This is a genomic window from Veillonella dispar, assembly GCF_900637515.1.
GTDB lineage: Bacteria > Bacillota > Negativicutes > Veillonellales > Veillonellaceae > Veillonella > Veillonella dispar.
The window spans coordinates 804,877-824,315 of sequence record NZ_LR134375.1 but is presented as its reverse complement, the minus strand read 5'-3'; the positions used below and the strand labels follow the sequence as shown (position 1 = coordinate 824,315).

Here is a 19,439-nt window from a genome sequence, read left to right as displayed (position 1 = left end):
AAATCCGCTTGAATACTAAGTTATTAATAATATTGAATTATGTAAAATGAAATTTTATATTTTAATCTAATTTTATATTTATACGATACTTTTTATTTGCTTCTATAGAAAATATGAAAAAAACCTCATCAATGTATTGGACATACATTGATGAGGTCTTTTTTACTCTATCTATATAGAATTATTCAGATTATTAGAATTTAGATTCAATAGCACCTTGAAGATCGCCTTTTGGCAAGAAACCAATTTTACGATCTACTACTTCGCCATCTTTTAAGATAACAAATGTAGGCAATACTTCAACTTGTAAATTACGTGCTAATTCTGGTTCTTCATCAGCATTTACTTTTACAAAGTTAGCTTTACCTTCAAGCTCACCTGCAATTTCTTCGATGATCGGCATCATACGTACGCAATAACCGCACCATGGAGCCCAGAAATCAATAACAGTTACGCCACCTTGATTTACTAAATCTTGATATTCAGCAGTTTTTAATTCTTTTAATTCGCTCATTATACCCTCCTACGGTAATTGAACTAATACACAATCTTGAATGACATGCAAGTTTAAAGCATGTGCTTTTTCAACAACAGATGGTTTATCCGCTCCTGGTTGTAACCACACAGTTGAAATGCCAAGTTCTTTGCATTCATCAAGTGCAGCTAAACCCGCTGATTCTGGTACAACAAAATCCACAACAGCTGGTACAACAGGAAGTGCAGAAAGACTAGAGTAACATTTGTCTCCATCTACTTCTGCAACATTAGGATTAACTGGATATACTTCATATCCGTGATCTTTAAGACATTTATAAATCTTATAGCCGAACTTTTCGGTTTTATCAGTGGCTCCAATAACGGCCCACACCTTTTGATCTAAAGCTTGTTGAATTGTCATTTCAACCACCTCTTATATACTATTATAAACAAATATCGAATTTTGTCAATATAATGTATCGAATTTTATAGTTAAAGAATTATACGCTTTTAGCAAACATTTCAGAACTAAAATCAATGTATCTATTATCATTCAATGACAATTGTTTTTTGCCTCAAACTAGGAACCGATAGGTCTAAATGAATTAAATCAGAAAGGCTTATTTGTGAATGACTATACTTAGCACCATCTATAAGCCCGCCTGCAACAGCTAACTCTCCTAAAATTCTAGATGCTGACCATTGCTGTTCTCGTAATTCACGGATTGTAATACTCTTTTGGCGTTTAGAAAGTCTATGGCCATCTGTATCTACCAAAAGTGGGGCATGACCATACTTAGGAACCACTATATTCTTATGGGGATAGCATTGTTGTAATGTATTATACAAATATAATTGCTGTCCCGTTGTATCGAGTAAATCATCGCCTCGAATCACTTCAGTTATTCCCATAGCTATATCATCTAATACGACTGCCAAATTATATGCGTACATACCATCACCACGACGTAATACATAATCATCTAGTTCACCTTCCAAATGAATATGCTGCTTACCTTGCCATCGATCATCAAACTCAAGATCACAAGAATCTATAGCAAGGCGCAAGGATGGTTCTTTGCTATTACATAACTCTTGCATTTCAAAATCACGTAAATGTCGACATTTTCCATCATAACGATGCACCACTTCGCCTACATGAGGTGCAGAAGCTATAGATTGTAGTCGCGCTCTATTACAAAAGCAAGGGTAAATTAGTTTTTCTAATGCGAGATATTCTAATATGTCTGCATAATATGTTTGTCTTTCACTTTGCCAATAAGATACTTCTGGACCACCTACACGAGGACCTTCATCCCATTCAAAGCCAAGCCATTCTAAATCATCTAGTAAAGCTTCCCCTAGTTCTCGTTTTGACCGTTGTAGGTCTATATCCTCCATACGTACAACATACGTTCCTTTTTGTTGGCGTGTAGAGATATATGATAAAAGTGCTATCCACACGTTACCAAGATGAATATATCCTGTTGGACTAGGCGCAAATCTACCTTTCATTAGAACTCTCCTATAGCAGAAAACAAGTGGCATATCCATTATGAATATGCCACTTATACATCCGAAGATATGTCAAACTAAAGTTATATCATTTATTGATATAAACTTATTTATCCTAAAGACACAATGTTATCAAACACATTACCAGTATCTTTAATCTTTTGTTCGTTACCCATTGTGCAAATATGATTATCATTCAATACAGGTTCTACCACATCTGCTAATGCAACAATATCTTCTGGCTTACATGCGATTACTTGTTTACGGAACTCTACTTTGTCCTCTAATTTAGCACCGCTGAAGTACATACCCATTGCACGTGGTCCACGCAATGCAGGTGTCATTGGCAAGTCTAAAGAACTCATAGTACCGATAATATACTTACGCATTTCACGGTCAGTCAATGTGAAGTCACGAAGGTATTGAGGCAACTCTTTATATACATTCAAAGTTTCCAACAAGTTAGGATCGCGATAACTGCAGAAAATCATATTGCCATCATCATAGAAATTAGCAAATGCTCCGTAAGCGCCACCTTGTACACGAATACGAATCCAAAGGTATTCATAACGTAGAATCGTTTCTAACACGCTCATTGGACCAACATGTTTGAAACCATGATCGATGAAGTTACCACCTTGAGCTACGTATTGAACCTTACCAGCAGTAACGATACCATCGTTGCCAGATAGACGAGTGATTTGTAATGCATCATCACTCAATTCTGTAGCATCCCAAGTTTCAACGAAAGGTTTCATAAGGTTTTCAAAGGCTTCTAATTCGCCTTCTTCCCCAACAAACATAATATCTACATTGTTAGCGCGGAATATCTTACGAGCCACTTCGGCTAATTTCTCTGGTAAAAGTGGCAATGCTGCAGGATTAGATGCTAGTTCACTAATTTTTTGATAATATCCTAAATTACCATTATCTCTAAACTTACCAACTGCAGATACTTGAGCCATAACGCGTTGACTCACGATGGAATTACCACGGCGGAATGCTTCATTATCCCAAATGGCTTTGCTTTCTTGAACAAGTTCAGTCAAACGTTGATCATCGCTATAATCTGCCTTTTGAACTACTTCATTAATCAAGCGACATAAATCAGGTAATTTAGAATGTAATGCTTTCGCACGTACAATCATAAGAGGCGTAAATTCATCACGCTTACCATCTTTACTAATGGCCGTAATATCAGAACTTAATCCACCTAAATTCATATTAATATCTTTAGCCAGTGCTTCATAACCGCGTTCAGATGTATCAATACGACCGAGGATATCACTTAAAATATCAGCGTAGAATAGTTCTTCCTCAGTGAGGCAGTTCAATTTAAAGTACAAACCCACATAATTGATACCTTTTGTAAAAGTAGGAACAAAGTGAACTGTAGTATTGCCAATTTTACTTTCACGGCGTTCTACGGCTTCAATATTAGGATTTAAATCAGACAACTCGAGCAAAGGAATAGACGCTAGAGCTTCATCGCTATCTGGTGTTTCTTGACGAATTTTTAGGCGTTTTGTTTGCTCTACAATTGCTTCGATTTCTTCAGAGGTCATATTAGCTTTTACTGTAGCTAAATGTTCTTTAACCTCTGCATCTTTACGTTCTTGAAGACCACGTTCAGGATAAATAGATACAAGAACTTTATGGTTATTATTCAAGATGGAATGACGAATTAAATCTTCGAAATATGTGCCAGCTAAACCCTTGCGAATATTTGCTAATGCCTCTTCATAGTGTAATAATTCCAATGGATCGTTATCATATAGCCAATTATCCATCATACGGATAATATAGGCTAAACCAATAGGACGACCACCAAAATCGCTTTCACGAAGAGCAAATTCAATGCTATTTAAAGAAGCCTCTAATAACTCTTTATCTAAGCCCTTATCACATAACTCTTGTAATGTAGACTCTACAATACGTTGCAAGTCAGCTTGTTTATCTAGATTAGAACCTGTAGCTTGTACTGTCCACATAGGTTGACGAATGCTATCTAAGTAATAGCCACTAACATCAGATCCGATACCAGCTTTTACCAACGCCTGTTTAAGAGGTGCTGCAGGAGATGTTAACAAAGCATGTGTTAACACTTCAAATGCCAAGCTATGTTCTGGTGTTACATCCGGCAATACGTAAGCAAAGGAATGCAATGTACGATTATCTGTTGGCTCCTCAGAACCTACGCTATATGGATAGCTCACTACTTTACCTTCTGTAAATGGAGCTTGTAGAGCCACCTCCGTATGAACATCGATAGCATCAAAATGACTTAAGTACTCATCATTCAAGAATGCTAATTGCTCTTCAATATTCATATCACCATACAAAAAGATATAACTGTTAGATGGATGATAGTGAACACGATAGAACTCTTGGAATTCTTCATATGTTAAATCTGTAATATAATCAGGATCCCCACCAGAGTCAACACCATAAGTTGTATCTGGGAAAAGCTCACGCATCATTTGGCGTTCTAATACAGAGTCAGGAGATGAGTAAACACCCTTCATCTCATTGAACACAACACCCTTGTAGGTAAGTTCATCATCTGCATTTTCGAGCTCATAATGCCACCCTTCTTGCATTACGATTTCTGCATCTTCACGAACACGTGGGTAGAATACGGCATCAAGATATACGTCCATCAAATTATGGAAGTCTTTATCGTTCTTACTCGCTACAGGATACATCGTTTTATCCGGATATGTCATAGCGTTTAGGAACGTATTTAAAGAACCTTTTACAAGTTCAACAAATGGCTCTTTTAATGGGAATTTGCGAGAACCACATAGAACGGAGTGCTCCATAATATGTGCTACACCTGTGCTATTATGAGGTGTTGTTCTAAAAGCAATATTGAATACTTTATTAGAATCTGGTGAATCGATATAAATTAAGCGAGCACCAGACTTTTCGTGCTTCATTTCATAAGCGGTACCATTGATCTCATCAATGCGCTCAATGCGGTCAAGGCGAAAGCCAGAATAAACCTTATTTATTTCCATGCTGTCCCTTCTTTCTATATAAATATAATTAATTTCATGCTAATAATTTATTATAACATATCGACGACCCTATATATAGATGTTAAGAATAATTATCGAAATCAGAACCACCCGTAAAACGGGTGGTTTGCTCACGGGCTATAAGCCCGTAGTACTAGGCCAGCGTCTAAAGGCGCTGGCTTTCACTACGTTCAAGCCGCATAGCCATTGACTCGTAACGTTCCCCTTAAAGGGGATGTGTATTACTTGCTACCCTTAAAAGGGTCCTCATATTCTTTTACACTAAGTTTATCTTTCATTTGGTCATGTAACTCTTGCTCACGTATATATTTCTTTACTGTAGCCTCATTTAAACCTACTGTACTAACATAATAACCCTCGGACCAAAAGTGTCTATTTCCAAATTTATACTTTAAGTTTGCGTGTTTATCGAACATCATTAGTGCACTTTTCCCTTTTAAGTATCCCATAAAAGATGATACTGATATTTTAGGCGGGATTAATACTAGCATATGCACATGATCAGCCATAAGCTCCCCCTCTATAATCTTGACGCCCTTATATTCACATAAACGTCTCAATATTTCACGTAAACTATTTCTGTATTGATTATATATAACTTTACGTCTATACTTAGGTGTAAATACTATGTGGTATTTGCATAACCATTTTGTGTGCGCAAGGCTCTGTGTCTTTGTTGCCATATAAAATCACCTTTCTTTTGCATATAATGCGGCTTGAACACCTACATTATACTTAAGCAAGGTGATTTTTTTGTATAACTTTCGTTGCCGCACCCGCATAGCGGGTGGTTTAATGATTCGCGACTACGTCGCGAACCAGTCTAAAGACAATAACGCAAAACCCCATAGGCATTGCCGCCCATGGGGTTCATGTTATTTATTATGTTGCATTTGCCACTTTTGATTGCGGCGCAAGGTTAATAAGCCTTCTAACACTGCTTGGAATTGTACAAAGCTCAATGTATATGGTGGGTACATATCAGGTACCACCTTATAAGAAATAGTAACTTCGGCCTTATCATAATCATAGAATATGCCATGTAAATTACTTACTGTAGTATAACCTGTTTGAGCTTGCTCCAATGTTGGAATAGGCTGATTTTTAAGATTTCCTAGTAGATCGCTAATGAAACCTTCCTTACGACCTTGGTCATTAAGCATTTCATCCATAAAACTACGTAGACTATCCATGAATTAACCTCTTTGGTCTAACAATAAGCCGTTGTGAATTACACGAACAGCATCTTTAACGCGGTCTTCAGCAACAAGGCAAGAAATACTAATTTCAGAAGTAGAAATGATTTCAATATTGATGCCTTCTTGGCTCAAGATATCAAACATTTGAGCAGCTACGCCTGGTTGACCTAACATACCTGCACCAATGATAGAAACCTTTGCCATTTTTTCGTCGATGTTTACAGCTTCGATATCAACAGTTTTTTGTAATTCTGCTAATACTTCACGAGCTAGTACAACATCATCCATAGCTACTGTGAAGATAAGGTCAGTTTTAGGTTCACCTACGGCACGGATAGATTGAACAATCATATCAACGTCCACATTTTTTGCAGCCAATGCTTTAAATACAGTTTCTGCCACACCTGGTTTATTTTCAACGCCTACAAGGGCTACTTTTGCTGTATTAGTATCGTCAGCTACGCCAGTAATTACGTGTTTATTTGCTTCCACAGTATAATCCTCCCGAATAATAGTACCTGTTTTGTCACTAAATGTTGAACGTACGTGAATAGGTACACCATAACGGAAACCCATTTCTACGGCGCGAGGTTGCATTACACCTGCACCAAGACGTGCCATCTCAAGCATTTCGCCATATGTTACTTCTTCTAATTTGAAAGCCTCTTTTGCAACGCGAGGGTCTGTAGAGTAAACACCTTCAACATCTGTGAAGATTTCACACACATCAGCTTTCATAGCACCTGCCAATGCAACAGCAGTTGTATCAGAGCCACCACGGCCTAAAGTAACCATGTCACCATATTCAGTAATACCTTGGAAACCTGCCACAACTACGATATTACCTTCATCCAAAGCTTCAAACACGCGATTTGGATCAACACCCAAAATACGGCCTTTATTAAATGTATCACTACTTGTAATACCTGCTTGGTCACCTGTTAAGGACATCGCTTTATGACCACGTTCGTTGAAAGCCATCGCCATCAATGCAATCGTTACTTGCTCACCTGTAGATAACAAGCGGTCCATTTCACGACCATAAGGCTTAGATGTTACCTCTTTAGCCAATGCTACCAAGTCATCTGTTGTATCACCCATAGCGGATACAACGATAACGACTTTATCGTCTTCTTTCTTCTCACGAAGGACGCGATCAACAATATTAAATATTTTTTCTGGTGTAGCTACGGAACTACCACCAAATTTTTTAACGATTAAGGCCACAATAATCCCTCATTTAACTTATTCTACTAAAAATCAATATGCATATACTTTACCACAAACAAATAGCACTGTAAAGGGATATAAGGCATTTTATCCACCATATAAAAACAAAACTCTTTTGAGTGCGGACAGATTTTTCTCTAAAATAATTATGTTATTATTAAAAATTACATACAAAAAGACCAGCTCTAAGGCTGGTCTTTATTAGTTGATTAAGTTAATTAAGCAACTGTAATTTCTTTTTCGGATTCCCACAAACCGTGGATGTTGCAGTAGGATACAGCAATCAATTTACCAGATTTGTTCAAGGAAACTGCCAAAGAACCTTCAGAGATTGCGTGTACAGGGCCTTCGTTTGCAGTTGCGCCGTCACCATGTACGTTGAAGGAAATTTCACCAACTTCGAATGGCAATTGAGTACCTTCAGCTACGAAGTACAATTTGATCCATTCAATGTGATGTTCTACAGTGTTAGGATGTGCGATGTCTTTACCAACGGACAATGTTACGTGGAAAGTTTCACCTGCTTTTACAGTGTCAACAGTTTCGATAACAGGAACGTGTTTTTCAGTAGCGAAATCGCCGGATTTAATGTAATCATGTACAGCCATAGTTAACCTCCTGGTTAGTCTTATATACATACTTAATGTCAAGAATATTTAGCACCTTGTGCTTATGACTATATTATACATTTTCGATATAGTTTTAGCAAGAACTTTTTCGAAAATTTTAGATTTAATTATTTTTAAGCTCTGCGTATTAGAACTCTATCCCCTTAGCAGCTTTAATGCCTTTCTCATAAGCATGCTTAATTACCTTCATCTCTGTTACCGTATCGGCAATGTCAATGATTTCAGGTTTAGCATAACGACCCGTCAAAATGACGTGTAAGCGCTCGGGTTTATGCTTCAGCATATTTACTACAGAATTTACATCAATAAGCTCATAATTAATGGCATTATTGATTTCATCCATAATGATGAGGTCCCATCGATCTGAATTTACTTCTTCTACTAATGTGTGCCAAGCCTCTTGAGCTGCCTCTTTGTGACGTGCCAATTCAGCCTCGCCTACTTCATCTCGTTTATAGTAAATGAATCCCTTACCCATGGAACGAATTTCTACTTGGTCCCCTAATTTAGCAAGACCTGCTAGTTCGCCATAGCCATTACCACTTTTTATAAATTGTAAGATTAAAACCTTAAGACCTTGGCCAACAGCGCGTAATGCTACACCTAAGGCTGCTGTCGTTTTACCTTTACCATTGCCGGTATTAACTAAAATTAAGCCTCGTTCACTCATAATTAGCTCCTTTTAGCTTTATACTTAGCACATATATCAATAAAATGTTGAGCCCCTTCATCAGAACCAGCAAAGTTTAAATGTAAATACGATGCTAATACATTATCAGTCGCATAGCCACCGTCATAGGATTGAGGTTTGCGGCCCCCTTCTAAGTGGAATGCCCAAGGGAAATTCTCTACAGTCGGCTCCATAGTGGAGAAATGGAACTCATGACCACGAAGAGATGTATCAGTAGCCCCTAACAAGGTATCTCGCTTAGCTGTAGCCGTAACATATCCTACTTTTTGCAGCTTTTGTTGCATAATGCAATTAGCCGGTACAATACCTACCGTATCATATACGGTACCCTCAAAATCGTGGATACTTTCACATAAATACATAAGGCCACCACATTCAGCATAAATAGGCATACCTTTTTCGTTGGCTTGACAGATAGACTCCTTCATTGACTCGTTACTAGAGAGTTGGAACAAGAACATTTCAGGGAATCCACCGCCAAATACTAGACCGTCTACATCAGGAACTTCAAAGTCATTAAGAGGGCTAAAGTATACGAGCTCGGCCCCCTTCTCTTCTAAGGCAGCTAAACTTGCAGGATAGTAGAAAGAGAACGCCTCATCATAGGCTACGCCAATTTTAACTCGCTTTTCAACGGATTTAGCATCTACAGCCTCCGGCAACTCGATAGCAGGTGCACTAGATGCAATATCCAACAATTGACCTAGATTTACCATTTTCTCAACAGCTTCGCGAATCGTGTTGATTGCCTCTGTTGGATCAATCTCAGTAACAGGTGTGAGTCCTAAATGGCGCTCTGGAGAGTGCATACGATCATCGCGATAAATAGCACCAATAACAGGTACACCTATTTTATCCATACCTTCACGAACCATGCGCTCGTGGTTGGCAGAACCTAAGCGGTTTAAGATAACGCCGCCAAAGTTTACCTCTGGATCATAATCACGGAAACCTTTAGCAATAGCTGCCGCACTTTCACCCATGGCCTTGCAATCGATAACAAGCACCACCGGTGCATTCAATTGTTTAGCAATTTGAGCTGTAGAACTAACGCCTTCTCGACCACCATCATAAAGGCCCATAACACCTTCAATAATAGCAAGGTCTACTCCATGCGCCATAGTAGCAAAGAAAGGATTTAATTTGTGAGGTGGCACGAGCCACGTATCTAAATTATAGCTGTCACGGCCGGATGCAATTTTATGAAAGCCCGGATCAATATAATCCGGGCCCACTTTAAAGGATTGCACCGTACGTCCACCATTTGCATAAGCAGCCAATAAGCCCGCTACGATAGTTGTTTTACCTACACCAGAGTTAGTGCCAGCAATGACAACACGTGGAATATGTACTGTGTTCATAAATATTACCTCGTAATACGACGTGTTTGTTAACGGTCCTTACGTTTTGCAAGGATTGTAGACAAGTAGTTGAGTTTAGTATCTTTTGGCATATTATCAAGGCCTACGAATACTTGCTCATCTGGTAAACCTACACGGCTAATCATAACCGCATCATCTGCCATATTGTGTTTAATCAATGTTTCTTGTACTTCATCAAAGTTTTTGTATACTTTCATGATTACTGCATCATCAGCTACGGCTAATACAGCATCAATTTTTTCTTTAGGTGCTGTAGCAGGAACGATAGCTAATACTTCTTCCTTTTCTACGATTGGGTAACCAAGATGAGAACCAATAGCACAGAAAGCAGTAACGCCAGGAATTGTTTCGATTTCATGGCCTGTATTTTCGATCAAGCGATATACATACATGTATGTGCTGTAGAACATAGGATCGCCCAATGTTAAGAATACAACGCTTTTACCTTGATCTAAGTAGGACAAGATAATGCGTTTTGCTTCTTGCCAACCTTCCTCTTGTGTAGCATCATCCAATACCATTGGGAATACTACAGGAACGATTTCTGTATGTTCTTGAATATATGGGGATGCAATATTAAGTGCTACAGAACCATCTTTCTTTTCTGTTTTAGGTGTGATGATAATATCTGCTTCACCTACGATGCGAGCAGCTTTCACAGTCATTAATTCAGAATCGCCAGGGCCTACGCCAATGCCATATAATTTACCTTTCATGGGGTTCTCCTATTCTTATAGTTACATTCTATTTATAAATTTCATTTCTTTTATTATAACTAATTTATGCAAGATATACAAAACTACTATTTAATATTTGGAATTGTTGGACGATGTGAACTACGTTTGCCATACAAATCATCAATACAATCTTGCACATGTTGACGGAAGATATCTTGTATTGCTTCATATTCACCAAGTGCGCTATGGATTGGTTTAACTTCATAACCATAATCGGCAAGTTCATTAATAACGCTATCTTCTTCGTCACCAAAGAGATCGTTTTGTGCATGATCTCCAAGAACTAATAATAATGGGTGCACATAAATTGTATTTGGACGCTTCCCATCAAGCCATTCCCATGGCATAGCTACGTCTGCTACATATGGCGCATTTTCTAGCACCGCAATACGTACATTCGTAAGCCCCTCACGAATTAGTTTAAATTGTAAATTACCATATGAGGAATTACCAGAACCAAGGCCACCATGACCAACTAGTAATAAACCATCGTCCTTAGAAATGTTAAGAGATTTAATGAATCGGTCAATTAAGATTTGGTAATCATCTGGATGCTCTTCTTGGCCAATATAATATACGAGAGGTCTACCTACGCGCAATACTTCTAGCTGTCCTTCCCCTTCATGAGCAAGGATATTATTTTTCAATTTATCAAACTCTTCACCGCCAGTGAAGTGAAGTGGTTGTACATAAATATGTGTATACCCTTCTTGGATGAGTTTTTCTAATGCCCCTTGTTCAGTAGGCACCTCAATACCACGTTCGCGTAAACGCTTAACGATAATACGAGAGGAAAAAGCTAGTTCCACAGTATAGTCCGGATACGCTTTACGGATATATTCTACTACGGAATCAATATTATGTTCACGAGCACTGTCAACAGTGGACCCAAAGGCAACAACTAAAATAGCTTGTTTCATGGAAGTCTCCTTATTTAATTAATACTGTATCTTAATCATACCATAGACGACACCTTAGGGGCATACCATAGGACGTATAAAATGGATATTATAAATATTTTTCATAGTAAAAGTAAAAATCCTCCTCATTGGATTTCCAACAAGGAGGACTTTCACGTATATAAAGGAGTGTGATGAGATGTATGTCGAATTATGTGATAGACTAAATTAAGAAATCATACCTTGTGCTTCTATACGAGAGTTTGTCATTACAGGTTTTACAGATTCACGAGGCATGGGACGCTTCCGATCTGACATGCGGATAGCTTGGCCTAGATGTTTCAAGAATAAATCTTGTACATAAGGGTTTTCACCAAGACCTTCATTCCAAATATCTACATTATACCCTTCTTCAGCGAGCAATGCATAAATGGAGTCAGAACGCTCACCGCCAAGGTAGTCCATTAAATGTGTAGAACCAATAAGAGCTAATGGTACTACTAACAAGTCTTTATGACCCATACGATCTAATAATGTAAGTGCTTGTTTAAATGTAGGGAATCCATTTGTAGTAAATACTACTACATTTGGTGCTGCCCCATACATGGCTTTCAATTGTAATGTACTAAACTCTAATTGGTTTTGACCATTTGCCATGAGCACTATAGATTTATTAAGTGCTTTTGTATTAACATGACGTACGATACTTTCTAATGTTGCTTCATAATCGTCAGCATAGTTTTTTACACCTAATGATGTAAGTAATGGTTTACCAATATTTACTTGATTAAAACCATATTCATTGCTATGTAAAAACTTCAATGCTTGTTTACGCATTTGTTGGTAACACTGATCTGCTACCAATGTAATGGGTTGAATGTATACCTCATCGACACCCAACCGAGCAAAATCCTGCATAGCCTCTGTGAAAGAAGAAATCTTTTCATCATATTTCTCATTCCACTTTTCCACTAATGCATCAGATAAGAATACACGGCGTACCTCCATATCGCTATACATGGAACGTACTTTTTTCTCTATACTGCCGATGGATTTCTCCACAGCATCTTGATAAATTGATCCAAAGGATGCAATAATTATGCCTTTCATATGTGACCTCCATATCTCTCATACATGATACAATCTTCATAACTGAAAATTGTTATCAACTACTATGTAATAATAGTACAAGATTCACGAATATAAGTCAATGAGAAATAATATCAAAATTTATCTAGATGACAAGAAAATAAAATTACTTATATATTCACATATTCATATCCATATAACCAAAAAGAATATAATTATAAAAGCTAATACTATACTATATTCATCACATTAATTTCTTAAAAACACCTTATTTCTCCTATACTTCTAGGGGTATGGGGTTTATTGACACCCCTATTTTCCTTTGTTACGATTGGCGTGAGGTTATATATATGCAATTAATCTATAGTGGTCTATAAACCTATAACGATTTATATAAAATTATCTATACTACTAAGATCATTGCATAGATTTGTAGTTTAATTATAGATAGGAGTATTAAAATGAAAAAACAATTAGCATTAGCATCCGCTATTTTGGGTCTTGCCGTATCCGTTGGTGCACCGGTTGTATCTCATGCAGCATACCAATTGAATGATGAAGTAAAAGATCCTACTCCAGCATTAAAAGAAGCTGCTGCAATTGGTGTTCGTACACACAATACTGAAGCTTTACAAAACTTGCCAAACAAAGATGCTATCGTTGTTATGAGCTTTGGTACAACTTATAAAGATACTCGTGCGAAAACAATCGATGCAACTGTAGATGCTATTAAAGCAGCTCATCCAAACACAAAAGTAATTACAGCTTTCACAAGCCATATTATTCGTGATCGTATCCAACAAAAAGAAGGTATTACTTACCCAACCCCTGAAGAAGCATTGGCTGAACTTAAAAAAGACGGTTACACTCGCGTTGCATTAGCATCCCTTGATGTAATTCCTGGTATGGAATACAACTACGATGCAGCAGTATATAATTTGTACAAAGATAATTTCAAAAAAATGACACTTGGTACATCTCTTATGTACTGGATGGGTCAAGAAAACCAAACTGACCAAGTTATTGAAACATTAAAAGCTGTTCAATCTCAATTCCCTAAATTAGGCAAAGAAGACGCTCTTCTTATCATGGCTCATGGTACTCCAGATCCTTCCAATGCTTACTATTCTGTAATTCAAGACCGTATCCATACTCTTGGTATGAAAAATGTATTTATCTACACAGTAGAAGGTACTCCAAATCTTGAACAAGTTATCCCTCAATTGAAATTACATGGTATTAAACATGTTACATTGATGCCATTCATGATGGTAGCAGGCGACCATGCAAACAACGACATGGCTGGTAAAGAACCAGATTCCCATAAATCCATCCTTGAAAAAGAAGGCTTCAAAGTAGATACTTACCTTCATGGTTTAGGTGAAAACCAAAATATCCGTAACTTATTTGTTGAACGTGCTAACGAATCTTGGGACGCTTTACAAAAATAATCAATCTACAATTTAACTAGTATCGTTATATAACGTACATAGGAGTACATCATGAAAAAATTACTACTCTGTAGTCTAGCTTTGGTCATGATCGTACTAGCAATAGCTGGGTGTGGTAAATCCACATCCAGCTCTTCTGCTACTACGAAGGAACTTACCTTTAATGGTGAAACCTACACTGTACCAAAGGATCCACAACGCATCGCTGTTCTTTCAAACTCCGTATTGTCCATGCTATACGCAGTGGATGGCAAGGCTATCTCCCGTGCTAGCACAACAGATAAGTTAGCTCCAGATTTAGAGGCATTACCTGCATTGGGTCAAACGGCTAACATCAACATGGAACAATTGTTAGGTTTAAAACCGGATGTGGTATTGGGTTTGGAAAATCAACATAAAAAATATGAATCCCAATTACAATCTAACAATATTCCAGCCGTACTTTTCAATTACGATGGCATTAAGGATAATGTGCCAATGCTAACATTCCTTGGAGAGTTAACCAACCATCAAGATAAGGCTAAATCCGTTATTGCCACCTATGAAAGCAACATTCAAAAGGTAAAGGATGCTATTAAAAACCAACAACCTGCACGTGTTGCTGTATTACGTGCTACCGGTAAAGGTGTGACAGCCGAAACCGACGAAGCAGTAACTGCATCTATGGTCAAAGAATTAGGTATGACAAATGTTGTAACATCTCACCTAGATGGTACAACTAAGGATAAAACGGTACCTTATTCTCTTGAAACATTAACCGCAGATAACCCTGATATTATCTTCGTCGTTACCATGGGTAAAGAAGAAGAAATTACAAAGGCCATGAAGAAAGCTATGACAGATAATCCTGCATGGGCAAATCTTAAGGCTGTACAAAACAACCGTGTCATTTACTTACCATCTAAACTATTCCTACTTAACCCAGGTCTACAAACACCTGAGGCTATGGCTCGTTTAGTGAAAGAAGCATATGGCGTCGATGTGACATTTTAACATATCCTAACATACTAAAGAGGGCATTCCCCATTTCGGGAATGCCCTCTTTCACTTATAGTCTAGCTATCTACTCAACTAAACCTTTTACGCGTACATATTGTTTATCATCAAAGATATCGATTTGTACATCTACGGAAAATACATCTCTAAATAGTTCATCCGATACGATTTCTTTCGTTTCTCCAGCTGTCACTAAATGACCATCTTTTATAATGGCCATATGATGCGAGTATTGTACGGCTTGCGTCAATTCATGAAGTACCATCAATACGGTTAACCCTTGTTCATCATTTAATCGTTTTAACAATTCCATAATTTCCAGTTGATGATTAATATCTAAATATGTCGTTGGTTCGTCTAACACTAATAATTTTGGTTGTTGTGCTAACGCCATAGCAATCCATACTCGTTGCCGTTCACCACCAGATAAGGATGGAATTAATTGATTCCGTAAATGATTCGTTTTTGTAATTCCTAATGCATAGTCAACGATTTCTCGGTCTTCTTTAGCCGTATTCTTCCACCACATTTGGTATGGATAGCGTCCACAATATACCAATTCTTCTACGGTCATATCCTTTGGCATATTAGGCACCTGTGGCAGAAACGCCATTTGACGTGCCAATTCATTTTGTGAATACGACTGTAATGGTTTACCTAAAATAGTCACACAGTCACGAGGACTATGAATATATCCAATCATAGACCGTAAGAGTGTACTTTTACCACAACCATTAGGCCCGATTAAAGTCGTTATTTTACCAACAGGGACAGATACATTAATGTCATGTAAAATATGACGATCACCGAGAGTGACGGATAACTGGTTTACATCAATAGCCGTATTCATTAGTTATCCCTCCTCAATAGATATAAGAAGAATGGCGCCCCAAAGAATGCCATGATAATACCAACCGGTACCTCAATTGGGCTCCACATAACACGCCCTACCGTATCACTAACAACGAGGACGAGTGCCCCTAATAATGCAGAGCCGGGGAGTAAATACGCATAATCATTACCGATGATAAGTCGTAACATATGCGGTATAACGAGGCCTACGAAACCGATTAAGCCCGCAATACTAACGGCACCTGCTGCTAATAGAGCCGCAACAGCAGTCATAATAAACCGCGTTTGTTCTACCTTAAGACCTAACCCCTTTGCTGTTTCATCACCTAAACTTAAAATCGTAAGACGTTTAGCACCTAAACAGGCAAAAATAAGACCGACTAACGCGTATGGGAACAGAACCTCTACTTGAGGCCAACTGCGTGCAGCCAAGCCCCCTACCATCCAAAGTAAGGCTCCTTGCACACGATCTCCATAGAATACAAGTAGTGCAGAAATACCAGAGCCTAAAAAAGCAGCCACCGCAACACCAGCCAAGATGATACGGCTTGGACGTACACCATTCTTCCAAGCAAGAGCATATACCATCAACGCCGCAGCCATAGCACCTATAAAGGCGACGAGAGGCACAATATGATCATAGCCAGGGAATAGAATAAATATAATAACACCGGCAAGTCCAGCACCGGAGGAAACGCCAACGATTTGAGGATCTGCTAAAGGGTTCTTCATAACTGCCTGTAAAATGGCCCCCGATACAGCTAAACAAGCGCCAACTAATGCGGCAACAATATTACGGGGTAAGCGAATATTCCAAATGATTTGTGATGCTGTATCTGTTAGCTCACTAGCCCACAATGTGTGCCAAATCTCCGATAGCGACACCGGTGTGGAGCCCCAAATCAGCGAGATAATCATACTAGCCACGACAGCAATAATCAAAATAATAATAACTGATATACGAAAGAGTTTTCGTTCATTCAGAGAGTCCATAGTAACCTCTCCTTTCACCAATACATGGTGCTATCAGCACCCGTATTATACATATAAACCTCATACTAGATACAGTAAAACCCGAACCGCCAGCAGTATGCAACGATTCGGGTTACTTTTTATTTAGATTCTTTGCCTTCTACGAAGAGCATATCGTTGCGCTTTACATCTGTGTAAAGCAATGCATTACATACGGATGCTGCAATTGGGCTACCACCCTTGTTACCTTTTACAGTGATATAAGGAACTGGGGATACTTCCATCAAATAATCTTTAGATTCCGCAGCGCCAACAAAGCCTACAGGAATACCGATGATAAGAGCTGGTTTAATACCTTCTTCAAGAGCTAAACGCAATACTTCATACAATGCAGTTGGCGCATTACCGATAGCAACGATTTGGCCTTCTAATTGTTTGCCAAATGTGCGCATAGCAGCGATAGAACGTGTTACGCCCAATTCTTTAGCCATTTTAGCTACATTTTCATCTTTGATTAAGCAATGTACTTCATTACCACGAAGTTTAAGAGCCGGTTTAGAAATACCTGTGCGAACCATTTCTACGTCAGTGTAAATATCTGCACCATTGTCTAATGCTTCTATACCTTTTTGAACAGCGTCAGGGCTCATTTTTACGAGTTGAGCATATTCAACGTCACCAGATGCGTGAACTGTACGAGATACAACGCGTACTTCATCATCGGTTAAACCTAAATCCTTTACATAATCGTAAATGATTTCCATACTTTTATCTTCAATGGCTTTAGGATTTTTAACGTAATCCATTAGTGTCCTCCCATAATTTGAAAAATTCATCATTAGATGATACCACATGTCCTTCAATCTTAACACGTGGACGATCGATAACAATAACATGGATACCAAGATCCATAGCTGCTTGTAATTTCGTATCTGCCCCACCTACAAGACCAGAGTTTTTCATAACTACAACGCTAGCCTTTGTATCGTGGAACATGATGCGGTTCATATCGTAAGAAAATGGACCTTGCACTGCAACGATGCGTTTCGGACTCACATTGAGGTCTTCCATCATCTGTAATACCTCTGCTGTAGGCAAAATACGGGTCCATACTTCGCAATCTTGTAAGGCTTCAGATTTGGCAAAGATGTGCATTGTCTTACTACCAGTCGTCAAATACACATGGCTGTTATTTTCCTTAGCTAATTTGCCTGCTAAATTGGCTGCTTCCACTTCGTCTACTACGATATGTAATTTATCATAGTCTGGCAATGGCACCTCTTTACGTTCAAACCGAACAAAAGGAATATTCATAGCCTTTGCTGCATCTTGAGCCGTAGCTGTAACGATAGCAGCATATGGATGGCTAGCATCAATTAATAAGCGCACATTGTGCTCTGTAATTAAGTTCTGCATAGCCTCTTGATCAAGGCGCCCCGTATGCACAGTGATGCCTTTATGGGCAGCAAGCTCTGCCCCATATTGACTAACTACTGTAACGAGCATATCTTCACCTGTCCGTTTTTGGATATCTACCGCTAGGGTACGGCCATCCAAGGTACCAGCGATGACCCAAATCATAATTTGTAGCCTCGAGGTGTAATCATGCGACCATTTTCAACATAGGTTTGGCTGTTACCGATGATAACAAGTGTTTGCATATCTACTTCTTCGTTAGTGAAGTTTTCAAGGTCAGAAATTACCATATGTTGACCTGGACGACCTGCTTTTTGCACGATACCAACAGGTGTTTTAGGGTCGCGATATTTAAGAACGATTTCGCGAACTTCATCTAAGTGAGTAACGCGTTTTTTACTGCGTGGGTTGTACAAGGAGATAACCATGTCGCCTTGTGCGCAAAGGTCAGCACGTTTTTTGATAAGATCCCATGGAGTCATCAAATCACTCAAAGAAATGACTGCAAAATCATGCATCAAAGGTGCACCCAATACAGATGCTGCTACGTTTACAGCACTAAGACCAGGTACGATGTCTACGGAAGGACGTTTTTCTGCTGGTACTTTATTAGCAAGTTCCAATACGAGGCCTGCCATGCCGTATACGCCAGAGTCACCAGAGGATACTACAACTACTTGATGACCTTCTACCGCTAAATCAACAGCTTGTTGGCAACGATCAACTTCTTGCATCATCGCAGTACCTACAGTTTCTTTACCTACGATAAGGTCTTTGATCAAGTCGAGGTATGTCAAATAACCTACCACGCGGTCAGCCGCTAAGATAGCTTCGCGTGCTTGAGGCGTCATAAACTCTTCATC

General features: G+C 38.6%; 20 protein-coding genes. 2 read left to right on the top strand and 18 right to left on the bottom strand.

Going from position 1 to position 19,439, the window contains the following annotated elements:
* Positions 1–193: 193 nt before the first annotated feature.
* From trxA to EL171_RS03700, 13 genes are all read right to left on the bottom strand, one after another.
* Entirely contained in the window at positions 194–514 is a 321-nt protein-coding gene (gene trxA, locus EL171_RS03760; protein WP_005386226.1) for a thioredoxin, read from the bottom strand.
* A 9-nt stretch (positions 515–523) separates the two neighbouring features.
* On the bottom strand, positions 524–898 hold the full coding sequence (locus tag EL171_RS03755) for a CoA-binding protein (RefSeq protein ID WP_005386225.1): 375 nt from the start codon (positions 896–898) through the stop codon (positions 524–526).
* 128 nt (positions 899–1,026) lie between these two features.
* Entirely contained in the window at positions 1,027–1,992 is a 966-nt protein-coding gene (gene gluQRS / locus EL171_RS03750) for a tRNA glutamyl-Q(34) synthetase GluQRS (RefSeq protein WP_039969106.1), read from the bottom strand.
* A 110-nt stretch (positions 1,993–2,102) separates the two neighbouring features.
* Positions 2,103–5,012 (bottom strand): insulinase family protein, encoded by a 2,910-nt coding sequence (locus EL171_RS03745; protein WP_005386223.1) that lies wholly within the window; start codon positions 5,010–5,012, stop codon positions 2,103–2,105.
* A gap of 242 nt (positions 5,013–5,254) precedes the next feature.
* On the bottom strand, positions 5,255–5,716 hold the full coding sequence (gene tnpA, locus EL171_RS03740; RefSeq protein WP_005380067.1) for an IS200/IS605 family transposase: 462 nt from the start codon (positions 5,714–5,716) through the stop codon (positions 5,255–5,257).
* Positions 5,717–5,908: 192 nt separating this feature from the next.
* Positions 5,909–6,226 carry a hypothetical protein gene (locus EL171_RS03735; RefSeq protein WP_005386222.1) on the bottom strand — a complete coding sequence of 106 codons (318 nt, stop codon included), beginning with the start codon at positions 6,224–6,226 and terminating at the stop codon, positions 5,909–5,911.
* Between the two features lie 3 nt (positions 6,227–6,229).
* Positions 6,230–7,459: an aspartate kinase gene (locus tag EL171_RS03730; RefSeq protein ID WP_126413446.1), complete on the bottom strand. Its 1,230-nt coding sequence runs from the start codon at positions 7,457–7,459 to the stop codon at positions 6,230–6,232.
* Positions 7,460–7,680: 221 nt separating this feature from the next.
* A complete protein-coding gene (locus EL171_RS03725) occupies positions 7,681–8,070 on the bottom strand; it encodes a class II SORL domain-containing protein (RefSeq protein ID WP_005386220.1) in 390 nt (129 codons plus the stop codon).
* A 148-nt stretch (positions 8,071–8,218) separates the two neighbouring features.
* Positions 8,219–8,761, bottom strand: coding sequence for a cob(I)yrinic acid a,c-diamide adenosyltransferase (gene cobO, locus EL171_RS03720; RefSeq protein ID WP_005386219.1), 543 nt, complete (start codon positions 8,759–8,761; stop codon positions 8,219–8,221).
* A 2-nt stretch (positions 8,762–8,763) separates the two neighbouring features.
* The gene (locus tag EL171_RS03715; RefSeq protein WP_005386218.1) at positions 8,764–10,143 is read right to left on the bottom strand and encodes a cobyrinic acid a,c-diamide synthase CobB; all 1,380 of its coding nucleotides are present in this window, start codon (positions 10,141–10,143) and stop codon (positions 8,764–8,766) included.
* A 29-nt stretch (positions 10,144–10,172) separates the two neighbouring features.
* The gene (cobI, locus tag EL171_RS03710) at positions 10,173–10,880 is read right to left on the bottom strand and encodes a precorrin-2 C(20)-methyltransferase (protein ID WP_005386217.1); all 708 of its coding nucleotides are present in this window, start codon (positions 10,878–10,880) and stop codon (positions 10,173–10,175) included.
* An 86-nt stretch (positions 10,881–10,966) separates the two neighbouring features.
* Positions 10,967–11,821: a sirohydrochlorin cobaltochelatase gene (locus EL171_RS03705; protein WP_005386216.1), complete on the bottom strand. Its 855-nt coding sequence runs from the start codon at positions 11,819–11,821 to the stop codon at positions 10,967–10,969.
* A 207-nt stretch (positions 11,822–12,028) separates the two neighbouring features.
* Positions 12,029–12,910, bottom strand: coding sequence for a sirohydrochlorin cobaltochelatase (locus EL171_RS03700; RefSeq protein ID WP_005386215.1), 882 nt, complete (start codon positions 12,908–12,910; stop codon positions 12,029–12,031).
* A gap of 440 nt (positions 12,911–13,350) precedes the next feature.
* Here EL171_RS03700 and EL171_RS03695 point away from each other — a divergent pair, with 440 nt between their 5' ends.
* Both EL171_RS03695 and EL171_RS03690 read left to right on the top strand, forming a co-directional pair.
* A complete protein-coding gene (locus EL171_RS03695; RefSeq protein WP_005386214.1) occupies positions 13,351–14,340 on the top strand; it encodes a sirohydrochlorin cobaltochelatase in 990 nt (329 codons plus the stop codon).
* Between the two features lie 51 nt (positions 14,341–14,391).
* Complete coding sequence (locus tag EL171_RS03690; RefSeq protein ID WP_005386213.1) at positions 14,392–15,333, top strand: ABC transporter substrate-binding protein; 942 nt, start codon at positions 14,392–14,394, stop codon at positions 15,331–15,333.
* A gap of 70 nt (positions 15,334–15,403) precedes the next feature.
* Here EL171_RS03690 and EL171_RS03685 read toward each other — a convergent pair whose 3' ends face one another.
* The 5 genes from EL171_RS03685 to cobJ all read right to left on the bottom strand — a co-directional run bounded on the left by EL171_RS03685 (position 15,404) and on the right by cobJ (position 19,427).
* Entirely contained in the window at positions 15,404–16,186 is a 783-nt protein-coding gene (locus EL171_RS03685; RefSeq protein ID WP_005386212.1) for an ABC transporter ATP-binding protein, read from the bottom strand.
* A complete protein-coding gene (locus EL171_RS03680) occupies positions 16,186–17,181 on the bottom strand; it encodes a FecCD family ABC transporter permease (RefSeq protein ID WP_039969104.1) in 996 nt (331 codons plus the stop codon). The genes EL171_RS03685 and EL171_RS03680 overlap by 1 nt, the downstream gene beginning before the upstream one ends.
* Positions 17,182–17,300: 119 nt before the next feature.
* Positions 17,301–17,966 (bottom strand): precorrin-8X methylmutase, encoded by a 666-nt coding sequence (locus tag EL171_RS03675; protein WP_005376263.1) that lies wholly within the window; start codon positions 17,964–17,966, stop codon positions 17,301–17,303.
* Positions 17,953–18,741, bottom strand: a complete 789-nt coding sequence (gene cobK / locus EL171_RS03670; protein WP_005386209.1) for a precorrin-6A reductase — start codon at positions 18,739–18,741, stop codon at positions 17,953–17,955. The genes EL171_RS03675 and cobK overlap by 14 nt, the downstream gene beginning before the upstream one ends.
* Positions 18,738–19,427: a precorrin-3B C(17)-methyltransferase gene (cobJ, locus tag EL171_RS03665; protein WP_005386203.1), complete on the bottom strand. Its 690-nt coding sequence runs from the start codon at positions 19,425–19,427 to the stop codon at positions 18,738–18,740. The genes cobK and cobJ overlap by 4 nt, the downstream gene beginning before the upstream one ends.
* Positions 19,428–19,439: the final 12 nt, after the last annotated feature.

Excerpts from the sequence above, each read along its gene's own strand:
- EL171_RS03725 (WP_005386220.1), bottom strand. The coding sequence starts at position 8,070 with ATGGCTGTACATGATTACATTAAATCCGGCGATTTCGCTACTGAAAAA.
- gluQRS (WP_039969106.1), bottom strand. The coding sequence starts at position 1,992 with ATGAAAGGTAGATTTGCGCCTAGTCCAACAGGATATATTCATCTTGGT.
- tnpA (WP_005380067.1), bottom strand. The coding sequence starts at position 5,716 with ATGGCAACAAAGACACAGAGCCTTGCGCACACAAAATGGTTATGCAAA.
- EL171_RS03715 (WP_005386218.1), bottom strand. The coding sequence starts at position 10,143 with ATGAACACAGTACATATTCCACGTGTTGTCATTGCTGGCACTAACTCT.
- EL171_RS03745 (WP_005386223.1), bottom strand. The coding sequence starts at position 5,012 with ATGGAAATAAATAAGGTTTATTCTGGCTTTCGCCTTGACCGCATTGAG.
- trxA (WP_005386226.1), bottom strand. The coding sequence starts at position 514 with ATGAGCGAATTAAAAGAATTAAAAACTGCTGAATATCAAGATTTAGTA.
- cobO (WP_005386219.1), bottom strand. The coding sequence starts at position 8,761 with ATGAGTGAACGAGGCTTAATTTTAGTTAATACCGGCAATGGTAAAGGT.
- cobI (WP_005386217.1), bottom strand. The coding sequence starts at position 10,880 with ATGAAAGGTAAATTATATGGCATTGGCGTAGGCCCTGGCGATTCTGAA.
- EL171_RS03735 (WP_005386222.1), bottom strand. The coding sequence starts at position 6,226 with ATGGATAGTCTACGTAGTTTTATGGATGAAATGCTTAATGACCAAGGT.
- cobK (WP_005386209.1), bottom strand. The coding sequence starts at position 18,741 with ATGATTTGGGTCATCGCTGGTACCTTGGATGGCCGTACCCTAGCGGTA.
- EL171_RS03695 (WP_005386214.1), top strand. The coding sequence starts at position 13,351 with ATGAAAAAACAATTAGCATTAGCATCCGCTATTTTGGGTCTTGCCGTA.
- EL171_RS03680 (WP_039969104.1), bottom strand. The coding sequence starts at position 17,181 with ATGGACTCTCTGAATGAACGAAAACTCTTTCGTATATCAGTTATTATT.
- EL171_RS03755 (WP_005386225.1), bottom strand. The coding sequence starts at position 898 with ATGACAATTCAACAAGCTTTAGATCAAAAGGTGTGGGCCGTTATTGGA.
- EL171_RS03675 (WP_005376263.1), bottom strand. The coding sequence starts at position 17,966 with ATGGATTACGTTAAAAATCCTAAAGCCATTGAAGATAAAAGTATGGAA.
- EL171_RS03705 (WP_005386216.1), bottom strand. The coding sequence starts at position 11,821 with ATGAAACAAGCTATTTTAGTTGTTGCCTTTGGGTCCACTGTTGACAGT.
- EL171_RS03690 (WP_005386213.1), top strand. The coding sequence starts at position 14,392 with ATGAAAAAATTACTACTCTGTAGTCTAGCTTTGGTCATGATCGTACTA.
- EL171_RS03700 (WP_005386215.1), bottom strand. The coding sequence starts at position 12,910 with ATGAAAGGCATAATTATTGCATCCTTTGGATCAATTTATCAAGATGCT.
- cobJ (WP_005386203.1), bottom strand. The coding sequence starts at position 19,427 with ATGACGCCTCAAGCACGCGAAGCTATCTTAGCGGCTGACCGCGTGGTA.
- EL171_RS03685 (WP_005386212.1), bottom strand. The coding sequence starts at position 16,186 with ATGAATACGGCTATTGATGTAAACCAGTTATCCGTCACTCTCGGTGAT.